Below are 15,002 nucleotides of genomic sequence, written 5' to 3'. Positions count from 1 at the left end.
GTTAACAAGGATGGCGACATTCGCTGTATATCAAATCGAGACCCGCGCGAAGGAATGTCATAGCGGATTTGCCAAGAGATTGGCGTCCGGCTTCCTTCACTTCGATCCACAGGCCGAGCCCTCTGCAGGGTTGCATGATCAGTCTTGCAAAACATCCCTTGCGATGTTCAATAACGCGAGCGAAGGCGGGGGAATCGATGCGTTACATCGTGGCTGGGTTGTTGTTTCTATGCGCATTTCCTCTGTCAGCAGCGGAGATCACGCGAGAGCCGTTGGAAGGTGACACGGACCTGATCTCGGTCACGGGCGTCTTAAACGAAGGTGACGAAATCGTTTTCAGAAACGTGGCCGCGGCCCCCAACAAGGCGCTGGTATTTCTAAACAGCGAGGGCGGGGATCTCAAAGCCGGCATTGAGATCGGACGCGCGATACGTCTTCGGAACTTTGCCACGGCCGTCCCTCCGGGGACCTTGTGCGCTTCAGCTTGCGCCCTCACCTGGCTTGCCGGTTCGCCGCGCATGCTTGAGGCCACATCCAATCTCGGCTTCCATGCTGCCTATCGCGTGATAGATGGCAAGGCCACCGAAAGCGGCGTCGCCAATGCTCTGGTTGGCGCCTATCTCAATCAGCTGGGACTGCCCGACACCGCGATCGCTTACGTGACGTCAGCGCCGCCTGAAGGCATCGAGTGGCTGACGCCCGCCAAGGCACAAGGCGTCGGCATCGCCTATGATACGGTTCAGCTGGACGCGGCGGATGCGGCGTCCGACGATGGCAAGACGTTTCCGTATGATCCGATGGGCACGGTGACGGCGTTCTACTCCGCACTCGCGGTGGCCGATGGTGAAACCGCTTCGGCTCTGGTCATTCCGGAAAAGCGCGGCAAAGGCCCCTTCAACGAAGCTTCGATCCACGCCTTCTTCGGTGCGATGTCGCAGCCGCTCAAACTCACGGGCACCGCGCTGCGCGGCGATAATGATGTGCGGGTTTCGTACGAATACGTCACCCGTGATGGACGGCGCTGTCAGGGCCGGGCCGATGTCCAGACCACTTACGCCTTTGGCAAGACGCTGGTCTCGAAGATCACGGCACTGGACGGCTGTTAAGCAATAGCTTTAGCATGACCACAGTCGCCGCAGATGATCGCCTCGGCCTGAGGCAAGCTGCCACCATGTCGCCTGCTCCGAGGCATTTGACCAGCGAAGCACTTCGTGACATCTATCTATGACAATCACGCCCTCGACCTGACGAGCGATCCAGATTTTTTCTCCCTCCTCACCGGCAGCTACATGCGCATCGTTGGCCGTCCTCTTGTCCAGGACGGACAAGGGCCGGGCTGGCTTTACAATTCTGCTCCTTTCGTGGTCCTCGCCCACAATACCGAACCCGACCCGCGCTTCATCTACGCGAATCGCACCGCGCAGACCTGTTTCGAATATAGCTGGGATGAATTCATCGCGCTGCCGTCCCGGCTTTCGGCCGAGCAGCCGGATCGCGCCGAGCGTCAGCGGCTGCTGGATAGCGTGACGCGCGACGGTTTTGTCGAGAATGGCCGCGGCCTCAGGATCGCGAAATCGGGGCGGCGTTTCTGGATCGAGAAGGTGACTGTCTGGCAGCTTATCGACGAAAGCGGCAAACGGTTGGGCCAGGCCGCGATATTCCCTTCGTGGCGGGACGCGTAGTCTCTCCGTCCAATCGCCGGGCCTCAGCCTGATGCGTTGTACCCGGGCGGTGACGTCACGGCTTTGCGTGGTCGGGATGCGCCGCCTGGAAGGGCGGCAGTTCGCCGCACCGGGCGTCGATCGCGACGATGCGCTTGAGATGCGTGAGATCAACGCCCCAGCGGCGGGCATTGTAGACCTGTGGGATGAGGCAAAGGTCGGCCATCGTCGGCGCATCGCCGAAGCTGAAGGCTCCGCCGGCTTCGGCAATCATGGCTTCCAGTTTGCCAAGTCCGTCGGCGATGAAATGCTTCATCCATTCCTCGCGGGCACCCGCCTTCTCGGTCAGGGTCATGACATGCGACACGACGTGCATGTTGCAGATCGGATGGATGTCCATGGCGACCGCATAGGCAAGCGCGCGCACATGCTGGCGATCGGCATTGTCCGAGGGCAGCAATCCGCATTCCGGCCGCAGCTCGGCCAGATATTCGATGATCGCCAGCGACTGCGTCAGGGGCCTTCCATCGATCACCAGGGTCGGCACGAGCCCCTGCGGGTTGAGTGCGAGATAGTCCGGCTTCCTGTGCGCGCCCTCCAAGAGGTTGACCGGCACCGTCCTGTAGTCGATCCCAAGCAGGTTGAGCGCGATGCGGACGCGGTAGCTCGCCGACGATCGCCAGTAGTCGTAAAGAACGACCTCGCTCATTGCGCCCCCTCTCCTCCATAGCGTTCGACGGTCTGCTCGATCGCCCCGAAGATCGAATGGCCGGCACGATCCTTCATCTCGATGCGGACCTGGTCGCCGAACTGCATGAAGGGGGTCTTCGGCGAGCCGCTTTCGATCGTCTCGATCATCCGGATTTCGGCGATGCAGGAATAGCCGTCGCCGCCGTCTTCGACCGGCCTGCCCGGGCCGCCGTCCAGCTTGTTGGACACCGTTCCCGAACCGATGATCGTTCCGGCGCTGAGATGACGGGTCTTGGCGGCATGGGCGATCAGCTGGCCGAAATCGAACGTCATATCGATGCCGGTATTGGCCTTGCCGAAAGGCTTGCCGTTCAGGCTGACGAGCAGCGGCAGATGCAGTCTGCCGCCATCCCAGGCGTCGCCAAGCTCGTCCGGCGTCACCGCGACCGGCGAAAATGCCGAGGCCGGCTTAGACTGGAAGAACCCGAACCCTTTCGCCAGCTCTTCGGGGATCAGACCGCGCAGCGACACGTCGTTGACGAGCATCACCAGGCGGATGGCGTCGCGCGCCGCCTGCGTGTCCGATCCCATGGCGACGTCGCCGGTAATGACGGCGACCTCGCCTTCCATGTCGATCCCATAAGCGGCGTCGGCCATCACGATCGGATCGCGCGGCGCAAGAAAACCGTCCGAGCCGCCTTGATAGATCAGCGGATCGGTCCAGAAGCTTGCCGGCAGTTCGGCGCCGCGCGCCTTGCGCACCAGTTCGACATGGTTGACGTAGGCGGAACCATCGGCCCATTGATAGGCCCGCGGTAGAGGTGACGCAGCGTTATGCTCGTGAAAGCGGAGCGTCGGCTGGGCGCCGGTCTCGATGCCTTCGGCAATCAGCTGAAGGCGCGGCGCGACATGCTCCCAGTCGTCGAGAGCTGCCTGCAGCGTGCGGGCGATGTGACCGACTTCCGAGCAGCGGGTCAGATCGCGGGAGACGACGACGAGGCGGCCGTCCCGGGTGGAGTCCTTTAACGTTGCAAGTTTCATGTTCTAATTTCCGATGTTATCACTTGATACCGGGGGTTCCGTCGAACTTGCGTTCCAGACCGTCCCAGCACTCGAGATAATCGTCCTGCAGCGTTTCCAGCTCGGCGGCATATTTCGTCAGTTGCTGCGGGTATCGGGTCTCGAACATGAAGGCCATGGTGTGATCGAGCTTCACCGGTTTGAGCTCGGCATTGGCTGCCTTTTCGAAGGCGACCGCATCCGGCCCATGTGGCAACATCATATTGTGCAGGCTCATGCCACCCGGCACGAAGCCTTCCTCCTTGGCGTCATACTGGCCATGGATCAGCCCCATGAACTCGCTCATGATGTTGCGGTGATACCAGGGCGGACGGAATGTGTGCTCGGCCACCAGCCAGCGCGGCGGGAAGATCACGAAATCGACATTGGCGGTGCCGGCATCCTCGGTCGGTGCGGTCAGCACCGAAAAGATCGACGGATCCGGGTGATCGAAGAGGATGGCGCCGACCGGAGAAAATGTCCTCAGGTCGTATTTGAAGGGGGCATAATTGCCGTGCCAGGCCACGACATCGAGCGGCGAATGGCCAATCTCGGTGACGTAGAATTTTCCGCACCACTTCACATGAACACGGCAGGGCTTCTCCTTGTCCTCGTAGGCGGCGACAGGCGTCTTGAAATCGCGCGGGTTCGCCAGGCAGTTGGCGCCGATCGGGCCACGCTCCGGCAGCGTGAATTTGGCGCCGTAGTTCTCGCATATATAACCGCGCCAGGCCGGCTGCTCGCCTGATGTGAGGATCTTGAACATCATGCCGCGGGGGATGAGGCATATTTCCGCGGGCTCGACATCCATGATGCCCATTTCGGTGAATACCCTGATGGCGCCGAGCTGAGGCACGATCAACAGTTCACCATCGGCATTGAAGAAGTAATCGTCTACCATGTCCTCGTTGAAGACATAGGCGTGGGCCGACATGCCCACCTGGGTCGTGGCGTCGCCGGCCGTCGTGATCGTGCGCACACCTTCCAGAAAATTCAGTCTTTCCTCGGGCGCAGGGATAGGGTCCCAACGAAGCTGGCCAAGAGGCAGCGAATGTTCGTCGAGGCAGGGCGCGGTCTTCCAGAGCGGATAGGAAGCGTTCGAGAAGCGGCGCGTGTGGCGCACGCTCGGGCGAATGCGATAGAGCCAGGACCTTTCGTTCGTCCCGCGCGGCGCGGTAAACGGCGAGCCGGAAAGCTGCTCGGCATAAAGACCGTAATTGCATTTCTGCGGGCTGTTCTGGCCCTGCGGCAAAGCGCCGGGAAGCGACTCGGTTTCGAAGTCGTTGCCGAAGCCCGGCATATATTTCACTTTGTCTGCCGCCGCAGCTTCACCGCCGGAAGCCTGGATCGATGTCTGGTCCATTGCTCAACTCCTCCCCGAAAACTCAAGGCCCGAAAACTCCGGCGCGCGCGCCCTTCAGACGCACGGGCGCCCGTAGAGTTTACTCCGCTGCGGTCCCGATGACACCACGCTTGATCTGATCGGCCTCGATCGACTCGAAAAGAGCGCGGAAGTTGCCTTCGCCGAAACCCTCGTCACCCTTGCGCTGGATGAATTCGAAGAAGATCGGGCCGATAACGGTTTTCGAGAAGATTTGCAGCAGGATTTTCGTCATGCCGCCATTCACCACACCTTCGCCGTCGATGAGGATGCCGTGCTTCTTCATGCGCTCGATGGGTTCGCTGTGGCCATTCACCCGTTCATAGGACATGTCGTAATAGGTCTCCGGCGGACCCGGCATGAAACGCAGGCCGTTGTCGGCAAGCCGGTCGGTGGCCGCGTAAATATCCTCGGTGCCGACGGCGATGTGCTGGATGCCCTCGCCCCGGTACTTCTTCAGATATTCCTCGATCTGGCTGGTGTCGTCCTTCGATTCATTCAGCGGAATGCGGATCTTGCCGCAGGGCGAGGTGATGGCCCGGCTGACCAGACCGGTGATGCGGCCGTCAATATCGAAGAAGTGGATCTGCTTGAAATTGAACAGCTCGCGGTAGAAATCCCACCACTTGTCCATGTTGCCCCGGAAGACATTATGCGTGAGGTGGTCGAGATAGTAGAAGCCGATCCCTTCAGGACGCGGGTTACGTTCGCCCAGCCAATCGAACTCGGCATCGTAGGCAGATCCCTTGGCGCCATAGGTCTCGACGAAATAAAGCAGCGAGCCGCCGATACCTTCAATCGCCGGGACGTCGAGCATCTTGTCATCGCCTTCATACGGAACGGCGCCTTTCGACACCGCATGGTCGAAGGCGTGTTTGGCGTCGACGACCCGCCATGCCATCGATGCCGCGCAGGGACCGTGCTTTTCGACGAAGCGGGCGGCGTGACTGCCGGGTTCGGCATTGACGACATAGTTGATGTCGCCCTGGCGCCAGACGGTGATGTCTTTCGTCTTATGCCTGGCGACGGCGACATAACCCATGCGCGTGAAGAGCTCACTGAGCTTCTCGGGTTCGGGATGCGCGAACTCGACGAATTCGAAACCGTCGGTGCCGGCCGGGTTGTCGGCGGTGATTTCGGATGGCGGCGCATCATGCGGGAAAGGACCCATTTTCTCCTCCTAACGAGATGGAGTTTGACTGCGCAAAGTGTGGCGCAAAACGCGTGCAAAATCCTTGCATTCTTTAGGCCGCAGGAAGATATTATGCACGGTTCGTGAGTGTTTTGGAGATTCCACGCAATGGATGAACAGATCGACAAATTGGATTTGCGCCTGCTCCAGGAACTGCAAAAAGATGGCAGGCTGACCAATAACGAGCTGGGCGATCGGATCGCGCTTTCTCCGTCGCAATGCTCGCGCCGGCGGACGCGGCTAGAGGCCGAGGGCTATATCCGCAGCTACCGGGCCTATCTCGATCGGGAAAAGCTGGGTCTGGACATGCTGGTGGTCATTTCCGTGACGCTTGCCACCCACAACAGAGACAATGCCCAGCGTTTCTCCCAACTGATCAACGGACTGCCGGAGGTTCTCGAAGCTTATGCTTTGACCGGTGAAATGGACTATCACCTGAAGGTGGCAACACGCGGGCTCGCCGATCTCTCCAAGTTCGTCAATGACGTTCTGTTGCCGCACGAGTCGGTGCAGCACGTGAAGACCTCGATCGTGCTCGATACGCTGAAGACCTTCGAGGGCTTTCCGGTGCGCATGCCCGGCAGCTCGCACGGCGACAGCGCCCGTTGATCTCCCGTTGTCACCGATCGGCGACTTGTTTGGCGACAAGCGTCAAAGCGGTAGTTCGGTCGAGAATTTCAGCTCGCGCAGCACGAAGCTCGACACGACGGTGCGTACATGCGGGTTGCGCATCAGATAACGCGTCATGAAGGCTTCGTAGCTTTCCACGTCGCTGGCGCGGATCTTCAACATATAATCGAAGGCGCCCGACAAGGCGTAACACTCCATGATCTCGGGCCGCTCCAGCACAACGGAAGCGAAGGAGGCCACCGCCTCCTCGTGGTGATCCTCCAGCGTGACATGCGCGATCACGCAGAGCTTGAGGTCGAGTTTGCCGGGATCGAGAAGTGTCACGCGCTTGCGGATAACGCCGTCGGCTTCCAGCTCCTGGATCTTCCGCCAGGCGGAGCTCTGCGACATGCCGGCCTTCTCCGCCAGGTCCGCCAGCGACAGGCTGCCATCGGCCTGGATGAGCTTCAAAAGCTTGCGGCGAAAGTTCCCGGTTTCTTTCATTTTCACTCTCTTGATGGAGAATATTTTTCATCACTATGGCGGGGAGCGGCACGAAAGAAAAGAAAATCCGCCCGGCACGGAGCATAATCGCAGCAATAGCGCCATTCCTGGGAGGATCAGCCGATGACCAAAGAAAGCAGCTACACCGCCAAACTGCCCGGCCCGGACGGCCTCTACGACTACAGCCCCGAGGAAGATGCGATCTGGGGCGAACTCTACCGGCGCCAGATGAAGATATTGGCCGACACGGCCTGCCAGGAATATCTGGATGGCGTCAAACTGCTGGGCTTGAAGCCGGAGAAAGTGCCTCAGCTTCTCGATGTGAACAGACGCCTCAACGAGACCACCGGCTTCGGCGTCGAAGGCGTGCCGGCGCTCATTCCGCCCTCGCGCTTTTACGAGCTTCTGTCACAAGACAAATTCCCGCTGGCAACCTTCCTGCGCCGCCGTGAACATATCGACTATATCGAGGAGCCGGACCTGTTCCACGAGGTCTTCGGCCACTGCCCGCTGCTGACCAACCAGAGTTATGCCAATTTCGTCCGCCATTTCGGCGAGACGGCCATGCGCCTCGGCAAGGGCTATTCCTGGCATCTGTTCCGGATTTTCTGGTTCACCGTCGAATTCGGCCTGATCAATACGCCGCAAGGCCGCCGCTGCTTCGGCGCCGGCATCGTCTCATCGCCGAGTGAAGCCAAGGTCGCTACCGAAGGCACGGCGTGCGAATTCCGGCCGTTCGATCTGCTGAGCGTTCTCAGGACTCCTTACCGCATCGATATCCTGCAACCGATCTACTATGTCATCGACAGCTTTGCCGACCTGGAAGCGATCGTGGAGCAGGATATCGGCGGCATGATCCTGAAGGCGAAAACGCTGGGCGACTTCGCCCCGGCTTTCGAGGCCAAGGCCTCGTAGCCGCTCCTCGACGGGGAAACGGCGGTGTGCGAGATGCCGCGTCTCACTTCGGAGCGGCCGGACTGCGATTGACGAAATCGACCAGGACGCCCGGCTTGACCATGCCGGCCAGTTCTTCGGCGTCCCAGTTCGTCAGCCGCACGCAACCATGCGAGCCGACCTTGTCGATTAGTTTGGGCTCGGGTGTGCCATGGATCCCATAGGTCGGCTCAGTCAGGTCGATCCAGACGGTGCCGACCGGCCCGTTCGGCCCCTTCGGAATGGTCAGGACCTTATTGTTGTTACCCTGTTTGAAGTTGCGCTTCGGGTCGTACCGGTAGACCGGCATTCTCGCGACGCCTTTAACTTTGTGCTTTCCCGAGGGTGACGGATTGTCTTTGCTGCCGATCGTCGCCGGATAGACCGCAAGTAAATACCCGTCTTCGCCGTAGGCCAGTACCTGCCCCGTCTTCTTGTCGGCCTCGATCCGCTTGACCCTGCCCTCCCTTGGCGGACCGGGGCTCACGACCCATACAGTGTCTCCGGCTGCGAATTGCGAACCCGGATTGAGCGCCTTCAAGAGATCGAGATCCATATGGAAGCGTTCCGACAGCTTTTCCGCGACACTGGTATAGCCGAGGCTCTGCATCTTGGCCTTCTCGCCGTAATCCTCGGGAATGCTGTCAACAAGATCGGCGGCATCCTCCGGCGAGACGACATAAGTCTCGACGATCGGGGCATTGTCTTCCAAACGGGAGACGAGATCTGGATCCGGCCGGCCATCCACCGGAAGCTTGTTCATAGCCTCGAAGCCTGCCACCGCCTTGTCGACGTTCTCTCCGGGGAGGCCGTCGATAACGCCGGGAGACGACCCGGCGCGGTCGAGAAGAACCTGAAGGCGGACGATCGCGGGGTCCGGATCGGCGGTTGATGGCTTTGCCGTCTCAATGTCGGTAAGCGACGCAGCATTAATCGCGTCGGGTCGGAGCTCCCGCGCATCGGCGCCGCCAACGAAGATGGCCAAAGCGAGCAGCGACATCGGCAGGGCAGTTTTCATGGATGACAAATGGCCGACGTGGGAATTTGTTCCCACGCGGACTGCGCAGGCCCGGGACTGCCTCTGCGACAGGTCCGCCCCTTGCGACAGCTGCCGTCACGGCGTCTTCGCGCGTTTTCTGGCGTCGCGTGATCTTGCCGCGCGGCGGGCGGGCCTCAATTCTTCGATCGTCGGCAGCCACCATCTGGCACCTTGAGGGGGCGGTGTTTTTGCCGGCCACGTACGGACAAGCTCTTCCAATACCGGCACCCGCCAATATCCCCAGAGATCATCCTTGTCGACGCCGGGATAGAAGTCCTCAACGAGGTGGGGATCGACCAGTTCGCCGGTAATATCAGTAAAGACAACGATCCCATAGGCGGTAGACACGGGACGTCCTATCGGCGGCAGGTCGTCGGCAGGAAGCGGGTAACGACGGCGCTTTCGTTCCGCCGAGCGAAGCCTGCTGCGCATATCCTGTTCGGTTCCCTTACGCTCCTCCGCGCGCCGTCGTCTCTCCTCCGGCTCGTTTCTGCGAGCCGCCGCTTCGATGTCGGACCATCTGCGTCTTAAATCTTCATAGGACTGGAAGGGGACGTGCCATAAACGGAGGTCGCTATCCCATCGCGAGAACGGCACTTCGCGCAGTTCGTCGACGACGGTCTTCGAATAGGGTGTACGGATTCGAAAGCCTGCCTTGCCGAGTTCAAGATATGGGCTGTCGATAGGATCGAAGGCGAAGGCATCGCGCCCCTTCGCATCCGCATGCGCGTCGGCCTCGGCCTCCAGCTCGGCCAGCCATCGTCCGATGCGGCGGGATGCCGTCCTGCCGGGAACGAACCAGGCCTTGCGATCATCGCTCCAGCGGGCGCGGGGGAAGCGTCTTCGGAATTGCTCGACGGTCATCCTGTCGTAAGGAAAGGAAACGTCAGCGCCCGGCTTTCGATCATCCTCGCCGGACGGCGCCTTATCTTCACCAGCGGGAGCTTTTGTGTCGATCATACCAGGAGAACGCTTGCGCGCTGGGATCGGTTTCCAGCGCAGCGGGCCGCCGTAAGGTTCATCCTTGACAGGGTGACCAGTCGGGTCACTATCGGCCGCCGCATTAAGCGAGGGCCGAACTAGTGAATCGTCTTCGACTGCTTTTGCGGGCGCGAAATACTATGCAGCGTCGCCATCAGCTTTTCGAATTCGTTCAGAACCCGGTTGAACTCGGCGTCCTGCATGTTGACGATTTCGGATATCGTCGAGGAGACCGAGGCAATAAGCTTGTCGATCCAGACACAGCGATCGGCCGGCACGTTTCCGAGAACCTCCTGACGCAGCGTCTTCAGCTCACGAAGGATGCGCATGATCAGGGCTCCCCGCTCCGCTCTGCTCAGGAACGGAAGCCTTGTCTGGGCCTGGTGTATTTCTGCTATCAGCGTCGTCGCCATCCCCGCTCTCCGCCCTCAAATACAACCGGATATCACAACCGCTGCGATCACAACACGGACTTTAGTCTGGCCTCTCCCATTGGCGCGATTTCGTACGCCCCGCGCCGGCCGCGGTTAATTGCTGATCGCGACCAGATCGGACATGTCGCAGCTTCGCCGCGGTCCGTCCCAGGGTTGATAGCTATTGTCTTCCGCCCGATACGATCGGTAGCGGGCGGCGCATCGGGCAGCAGCCTGCGCATTCACTCTCGTGCCGCCGACTTCATCGCTTTCGGCGATATTCTGCTGAAACGGCGAAGAGCATTCGCGGGTTTCGCCGCTATAGGATCGGTAGCTATTGGTCGCCGGATCGAAGGAGCGGTAACGCTGCGCGCACCAGGCGAGATGCTGGGCAGACAATTTTGGCTGCGGCGTCTGCAGTTCGCGCGAGCGACGAGCGGGCTGCGTCGTCGTCCTCGACGCCACGGTGGCCGGCGCTTCGGTGACATAGCTGGAATAGAGCGGGGCAATTCGTTCATAATGCTGTTGGTGAGGATCGATTTTCACCGGGTGCGTCGTCCATAGATCGCGCGCGGCCAGTTCCGGGAAAGCGTGCGGCTCGGAGTTCGCCACGACGTGCGAGGCAACCGATGCCGCGGCCACACAGGCGCCGACCGAGCTGACGATGCCGAAGGCGACGGAGGCAATACCGTTCATTGGCCCGCCCCCTGCTGTTGTGCCTGGGGAACCCACACGCGCGCGCCGGCACTGCTATCGCCGCCGGTGGCGACAAGCACGGCGAGAATGCCGGCGATTGCGAGCAGGATCGCGATCAGCGGCACGGCGAAGCCAGTGGATTTTTCTTCGGAATAGACGGCAAATGTCTTGGTCTTCATAACGATCTCTCTGCTTTTTCGACCGCGCGACGGCGTTCCCGACTGTCGCGCGGATGATTTTGAAAGATGATTTTCCAAGGCAAGACGCGGCAGGGGTCGCGTGTACGATCAGATCACTTGATAATCTGGATCACCTTGCGAGACGACGGTTCGACTATGACACGCTCGTCATTGACCACCGCGTAAGCATATGTCGGATCGTCCGGGATGGGCGTCACAACGACCGTCTCCGGCAACGGCTGGCCGACGACAACCTTCTCCTTCACGACCACGCGCGTTGATGGGGCCGGAGCTTCGCGGACGTAGGTGACGACCTTTTGCGGCGGCGGATCAATCGCCGTGCCGACAACTGCGCCGGCAACGCCGCCGATGGCAGCGCCGGCGGGACCACCGACGATCGCTCCGGTGATCGCGCCGCCGGCCGCACCGTTGACAGTTGAGGACTGGGCGAATGCGATACCCGACATCAGGGACACGGCGGCTGCCGCCCCGGCAATAAGCTTCAAGTGCATGTTTTCCTCCTTCTCTTTCAAGACGGTCTTCGCGACCGCTGGCAGAGCAACTATCTGCGCAGCGGGTCGTTCCAGGTCTCGGACCTCAGTCTGAGAGGTCCCGGTCCTTGGTCCGAAACCCATGTCAATAATCGGTGCCGGCGCTATCTGAGAATCGCAGGGGCACCGCGTTGCGGACATGGCAGGAGACTGAGGGAGATGACACGATCCAACCGCCGGGAAGCTGGACGCAGGCGCTTGGCGATGCGCCTGCCGCAAATGCGGACGCTGATCATGGCGGCGCGCGAGCCGTGGCAACTCGAGCTCTTCGAGGCCTATCAGATGGCGGTTGAAGCACGCGATCGTCTTCGAAAGCGAGGGTTCAATCTGAAGCTGGTGCGGGAATATGACGAGACCTGTATCGAGATCGAACAGCACGTGATCGACGCGATGCACGAACCCTCCCGTGCAAACTACTGGATGATCCCTTGATCAAGACTCCGCGCCGATCAGGCGTCCGCTCTAGTTACCGAACGCGGCCGGTGACGATGAACGCGCTCATGCCTCCGCTAGGGCTCGCGCCGTAGCGCGACGCTACCTGCTCCGCCACCTCATCGACGATCTCGGACATGCGCTCCGGCGCCCGCAATTCGATCTCTCCTTTGAGCGGCGAACCCTTGCAGAATGCCGCCGCAACGTGGTGGGCGGTAGCCGCGCTCGAGGTCAACGTCACCCGATCGCAGGAAACCTCCTCGAATCCCGCCGAAGAAACCTGTGCTTTGATCGTATCGGGATCAAAGTAGGAGTATGGCAAACGTTCCAGGAAGTCCGGGGGATCCGACGGAAAGAGCCGTGTCAGACATTCGTTCACACATCTTGCGAAGTCGTTGGCCGCAAGCGAATCCCATGTCGAAAACAGGAAATGGCCCCCGCTGCGCAAAACTCTTTTTGCTTCGCCATAGGCCTTGAGCTTGTCCGGAAAGAACATGACGCCGAACTGACAGATGACGAGATCGAACATTGCGTGGGCGAAGGGCAAATCTTGTGCGTCCGCATGCATCCAATGGGTCCGCGACAGCGTCAAGGACGGGGCACCGACGTCGATCATTGCCTGGCTGAGATCGGTGGCGACGATCTCAGCCGCCGGATCGAGCCTCGCGCGCAGAGCGCGTGTCAAGGCGCCGGTCCCCGCCGCGACTTCGAGCACGCTGACGGGTTTAAACCGTTCGGCGACAATCACCATCTCCGACGCATAGGGTTCGAAGAGGAGCGGCACGAGAAGCGTTTGGTAAACCTCGGCGACGTCCTCCCCGAACGACGTCAGAGGGGTGACCCATGCGGCGTCTGCGCCGTCTTCTATGTCCGCAGAAATTGTCACTCACACGTCTCCAACACCAACTCCGCTAAAGGGAAAATATGGCTGAATCGGCCATTGTCCACGGTGGTCGGACCATAGTCCCAAGCCTCTTCGACCGAAGTCCCCGGCGTGGAACGGGTGCCTCATGGCGTCGTTCGCAAGACACGAAAGGAGATCCCGCACATGAACCGCAGTAACAGATCCCATGTGAATGAGGCCTGGAGCGTCTCCGTCATCGCTCTTGTCGTCGTTCTGGCCGGCCTCCTCTATGTCTTCGGCGCAGCCATGTCGGGCGATAGCGTCCCGTTGACCGAGAGCGTCAGGGGCGCCGAGGTCTTCGATACCAGGAATCTGCCCTGATCCTGTCTGGAAAAACTCTGAAGACGCTGTAGGTTAGTCGGCAAAGTCACTTTCAGGTATCAAAATGAATTGGCTTCGCCGCTGGAATGCCCGCTCACTCGCCTCCCAATTTTTCATCGCGGGTGGCCTGGTCTCGATCGCCGTCATGTTTCTGGTGGGTATTCTCGTCACCCATCTGATCGAGGAGGCCGTCATTCACAATTCCGGCGCGGCAACGGCGCTCTACGTCGACAGCGTAGTCGCGCCGCTGCTTCCCGACATGCAAACGGAATCGCTGCTCGACGAAGGCAGCGCCCAGGCTCTGGACGAAACGCTCGGCCAGGGCGCGCTGGGCCGGCGGCTTGTGTCGTTCAAGCTGTGGCGAGCCGACGGCACCGTTCTTTATTCGAACGAGAAGGAGCTGGTGGGCCAGAAGTTTCCGGTAAGCGACAAACTTCAGAAGGCATTCGCAGGGTCGCTCGTCGCGCGTTATGAGATCGCCGGCGATCCGGAAAGCGGCAAGGAGCGCGCGCTCGGCAGACCGCTGATGGAAATCTACAACCCGGTCCTCCAGCCCTGGTCCGGCCAGGCGGTCGCCGTTCTCGAATTCTACGAGAGCGCGGAAGGACTTGCCGATAGCCTGGCAAATGCCAGGCTGCGGAGCTGGGGGGCGGTCGCCGCCCTCACAGCGATCTTCTTCCTCGTTCTCTCCGCTCTGGTGTTTCGCGGCAGCCGAACGATCGAAGCGCAGCGCAAGGATCTCAAGGAACGGGTTACGGAATTGTCGGCGTTGCTCTCCGAAAACCGCGGGCTGCAGCGGCGGCTGCAGCGCGCCTCGCAACGGGTGGCGGCGCTGAATGAAACATATCTGCGCAGCATCGGCGCCGATCTGCACGACGGTCCGGCACAGCACATCGCCTATGCTTCATTGCGACTGGACAGCGACCTCTTGATCAACGCGTCTACCCAACCCGAAGCCCGGGAAAAGGAACTTGCCTGGATCCGCTCGAGCCTGGCCGAGGCGATGGCGGAGATTCGCAATATCTGCAGCGGACTGGTGCTCCCGCAGATCGAAAAATCCACGATCAGCGAGATCGTGCTGCGGGTCGTCGAAGCGCATCAGCAAAAGACTGGGACCATTGTCGAAACGATCATCGACGAGGATGGACCCGAACTCGCGACTGCCGTAAAGATCTGTATTTATCGCTTCATCCAGGAAGCTCTGAACAATGCCTATCGCCACGGCGGCGGCGTTCAGCAAACCGTCAAAGCTGTGTCGCACAACGGTCACGTTCGTGTTGAGGTCAGCGATCGTGGCAATGGTTTCGACCCGGCGGACGTGAGGCCGACAAGCCTCGGGCTGGTGGGGCTTCGCGAACGCATCGACAGCCTGGGGGGATCCTTCGATATCAAGACAGGCGAAGAAGGAACGATGGTGACCATGACCTTCGAGCCTATGGAAGTTGGAGACTAGAGAG

19 protein-coding genes are annotated in these 15,002 nt (G+C 60.5%); 7 read left to right on the top strand and 12 right to left on the bottom strand.

The annotated features are described in order from the left end of the window. The first annotated feature begins 197 nt into the window (after positions 1–197). Positions 198–1,106: a hypothetical protein gene (locus C4N04_RS04950; RefSeq protein WP_077994035.1), complete on the top strand. Its 909-nt coding sequence runs from the start codon at positions 198–200 to the stop codon at positions 1,104–1,106. A 105-nt stretch (positions 1,107–1,211) separates the two neighbouring features. After that, positions 1,212–1,682 carry an MEKHLA domain-containing protein gene (locus C4N04_RS04945; RefSeq protein WP_096764087.1) on the top strand — a complete coding sequence of 157 codons (471 nt, stop codon included), beginning with the start codon at positions 1,212–1,214 and terminating at the stop codon, positions 1,680–1,682. A 55-nt stretch (positions 1,683–1,737) separates the two neighbouring features. Here C4N04_RS04945 and maiA read toward each other — a convergent pair whose 3' ends face one another. The 4 genes from maiA to hppD all read right to left on the bottom strand — a co-directional run bounded on the left by maiA (position 1,738) and on the right by hppD (position 5,962). Then, entirely contained in the window at positions 1,738–2,370 is a 633-nt protein-coding gene (gene maiA, locus C4N04_RS04940) for a maleylacetoacetate isomerase (RefSeq protein ID WP_106795541.1), read from the bottom strand. Beyond that, entirely contained in the window at positions 2,367–3,392 is a 1,026-nt protein-coding gene (locus C4N04_RS04935) for a fumarylacetoacetate hydrolase family protein (RefSeq protein WP_096764089.1), read from the bottom strand. Before C4N04_RS04935 ends, maiA begins: the two co-directional genes overlap by 4 nt. A gap of 19 nt (positions 3,393–3,411) precedes the next feature. Next, positions 3,412–4,773 (bottom strand): homogentisate 1,2-dioxygenase, encoded by a 1,362-nt coding sequence (hmgA, locus tag C4N04_RS04930; protein ID WP_096764090.1) that lies wholly within the window; start codon positions 4,771–4,773, stop codon positions 3,412–3,414. A gap of 79 nt (positions 4,774–4,852) precedes the next feature. Then, positions 4,853–5,962 (bottom strand): 4-hydroxyphenylpyruvate dioxygenase, encoded by a 1,110-nt coding sequence (gene hppD / locus C4N04_RS04925; protein ID WP_009995542.1) that lies wholly within the window; start codon positions 5,960–5,962, stop codon positions 4,853–4,855. 129 nt (positions 5,963–6,091) lie between these two features. On the opposite strand from hppD, the gene C4N04_RS04920 reads away from it, so the two are divergent. Further along, positions 6,092–6,592, top strand: a complete 501-nt coding sequence (locus C4N04_RS04920; RefSeq protein WP_009995541.1) for an Lrp/AsnC family transcriptional regulator — start codon at positions 6,092–6,094, stop codon at positions 6,590–6,592. Positions 6,593–6,634: 42 nt separating this feature from the next. Here C4N04_RS04920 and C4N04_RS04915 read toward each other — a convergent pair whose 3' ends face one another. Beyond that, on the bottom strand, positions 6,635–7,096 hold the full coding sequence (locus tag C4N04_RS04915) for an Lrp/AsnC family transcriptional regulator (protein WP_010030248.1): 462 nt from the start codon (positions 7,094–7,096) through the stop codon (positions 6,635–6,637). 123 nt (positions 7,097–7,219) lie between these two features. On the opposite strand from C4N04_RS04915, the gene C4N04_RS04910 reads away from it, so the two are divergent. After that, positions 7,220–8,011 (top strand): phenylalanine 4-monooxygenase, encoded by a 792-nt coding sequence (locus tag C4N04_RS04910; RefSeq protein ID WP_106795540.1) that lies wholly within the window; start codon positions 7,220–7,222, stop codon positions 8,009–8,011. Positions 8,012–8,054: 43 nt separating this feature from the next. Here the strand turns inward: C4N04_RS04910 and C4N04_RS04905 are convergent, their stop codons facing one another. The 6 genes from C4N04_RS04905 to C4N04_RS04880 form a co-directional block, all read right to left on the bottom strand. Beyond that, entirely contained in the window at positions 8,055–9,056 is a 1,002-nt protein-coding gene (locus C4N04_RS04905; RefSeq protein ID WP_184315771.1) for a L,D-transpeptidase, read from the bottom strand. Positions 9,057–9,143: 87 nt separating this feature from the next. Next, a complete protein-coding gene (locus tag C4N04_RS04900; RefSeq protein WP_106795539.1) occupies positions 9,144–10,028 on the bottom strand; it encodes a hypothetical protein in 885 nt (294 codons plus the stop codon). A gap of 119 nt (positions 10,029–10,147) precedes the next feature. After that, entirely contained in the window at positions 10,148–10,462 is a 315-nt protein-coding gene (locus C4N04_RS04895) for a hypothetical protein (protein ID WP_106795538.1), read from the bottom strand. Positions 10,463–10,576: 114 nt separating this feature from the next. Then, a complete protein-coding gene (locus C4N04_RS04890; RefSeq protein ID WP_106795537.1) occupies positions 10,577–11,158 on the bottom strand; it encodes a BA14K family protein in 582 nt (193 codons plus the stop codon). Next, complete coding sequence (locus C4N04_RS04885) at positions 11,155–11,337, bottom strand: hypothetical protein (RefSeq protein WP_039619253.1); 183 nt, start codon at positions 11,335–11,337, stop codon at positions 11,155–11,157. Before C4N04_RS04885 ends, C4N04_RS04890 begins: the two co-directional genes overlap by 4 nt. A 113-nt stretch (positions 11,338–11,450) precedes the next feature. Further along, positions 11,451–11,849, bottom strand: coding sequence for a DUF1236 domain-containing protein (locus tag C4N04_RS04880; protein WP_096772110.1), 399 nt, complete (start codon positions 11,847–11,849; stop codon positions 11,451–11,453). Positions 11,850–12,047: 198 nt separating this feature from the next. Between C4N04_RS04880 and C4N04_RS04875 the strand changes: the two genes are divergently transcribed. Then, positions 12,048–12,320, top strand: coding sequence for a hypothetical protein (locus tag C4N04_RS04875; protein ID WP_038688367.1), 273 nt, complete (start codon positions 12,048–12,050; stop codon positions 12,318–12,320). 34 nt (positions 12,321–12,354) lie between these two features. On the opposite strand, the gene C4N04_RS04870 is transcribed toward C4N04_RS04875, so the two are convergent. Continuing rightward, positions 12,355–13,206, bottom strand: a complete 852-nt coding sequence (locus tag C4N04_RS04870) for a methyltransferase domain-containing protein (RefSeq protein ID WP_106795536.1) — start codon at positions 13,204–13,206, stop codon at positions 12,355–12,357. A 162-nt stretch (positions 13,207–13,368) separates the two neighbouring features. Here C4N04_RS04870 and C4N04_RS31765 point away from each other — a divergent pair, with 162 nt between their 5' ends. After that, the gene (locus C4N04_RS31765; protein WP_038688363.1) at positions 13,369–13,545 is read left to right on the top strand and encodes a hypothetical protein; all 177 of its coding nucleotides are present in this window, start codon (positions 13,369–13,371) and stop codon (positions 13,543–13,545) included. Between the two features lie 64 nt (positions 13,546–13,609). After that, positions 13,610–14,998 (top strand): sensor histidine kinase, encoded by a 1,389-nt coding sequence (locus tag C4N04_RS04865; RefSeq protein WP_077994052.1) that lies wholly within the window; start codon positions 13,610–13,612, stop codon positions 14,996–14,998. Positions 14,999–15,002 lie beyond the last annotated feature (4 nt).

The sequence above is a fragment of the Rhizobium sp. H4 genome, assembly GCF_003013335.1.
Taxonomy (GTDB): domain Bacteria; phylum Pseudomonadota; class Alphaproteobacteria; order Rhizobiales; family Rhizobiaceae; genus Rhizobium; species Rhizobium sophoriradicis.
Note: the sequence above shows the minus strand (reverse complement) of the source record. Positions and strands in the feature narration are given on the sequence as shown.

Coding starts and splice junctions, on each gene's coding strand:
- C4N04_RS04950 (WP_077994035.1), top strand. CDS start 198: ATGCGTTACATCGTGGCTGGGTTGTTGTTTCTATGCGCATTTCCTCTG.
- maiA (WP_106795541.1), bottom strand. CDS start 2,370: ATGAGCGAGGTCGTTCTTTACGACTACTGGCGATCGTCGGCGAGCTAC.
- C4N04_RS04935 (WP_096764089.1), bottom strand. CDS start 3,392: ATGAAACTTGCAACGTTAAAGGACTCCACCCGGGACGGCCGCCTCGTC.
- hmgA (WP_096764090.1), bottom strand. CDS start 4,773: ATGGACCAGACATCGATCCAGGCTTCCGGCGGTGAAGCTGCGGCGGCA.
- hppD (WP_009995542.1), bottom strand. CDS start 5,962: ATGGGTCCTTTCCCGCATGATGCGCCGCCATCCGAAATCACCGCCGAC.
- C4N04_RS04920 (WP_009995541.1), top strand. CDS start 6,092: ATGGATGAACAGATCGACAAATTGGATTTGCGCCTGCTCCAGGAACTG.
- C4N04_RS04915 (WP_010030248.1), bottom strand. CDS start 7,096: ATGAAAGAAACCGGGAACTTTCGCCGCAAGCTTTTGAAGCTCATCCAG.
- C4N04_RS04910 (WP_106795540.1), top strand. CDS start 7,220: ATGACCAAAGAAAGCAGCTACACCGCCAAACTGCCCGGCCCGGACGGC.
- C4N04_RS04900 (WP_106795539.1), bottom strand. CDS start 10,028: ATGATCGACACAAAAGCTCCCGCTGGTGAAGATAAGGCGCCGTCCGGC.
- C4N04_RS04895 (WP_106795538.1), bottom strand. CDS start 10,462: ATGGCGACGACGCTGATAGCAGAAATACACCAGGCCCAGACAAGGCTT.
- C4N04_RS04890 (WP_106795537.1), bottom strand. CDS start 11,158: ATGAACGGTATTGCCTCCGTCGCCTTCGGCATCGTCAGCTCGGTCGGC.
- C4N04_RS04885 (WP_039619253.1), bottom strand. CDS start 11,337: ATGAAGACCAAGACATTTGCCGTCTATTCCGAAGAAAAATCCACTGGC.
- C4N04_RS04880 (WP_096772110.1), bottom strand. CDS start 11,849: ATGCACTTGAAGCTTATTGCCGGGGCGGCAGCCGCCGTGTCCCTGATG.
- C4N04_RS04875 (WP_038688367.1), top strand. CDS start 12,048: ATGACACGATCCAACCGCCGGGAAGCTGGACGCAGGCGCTTGGCGATG.
- C4N04_RS31765 (WP_038688363.1), top strand. CDS start 13,369: ATGAACCGCAGTAACAGATCCCATGTGAATGAGGCCTGGAGCGTCTCC.
- C4N04_RS04865 (WP_077994052.1), top strand. CDS start 13,610: ATGAATTGGCTTCGCCGCTGGAATGCCCGCTCACTCGCCTCCCAATTT.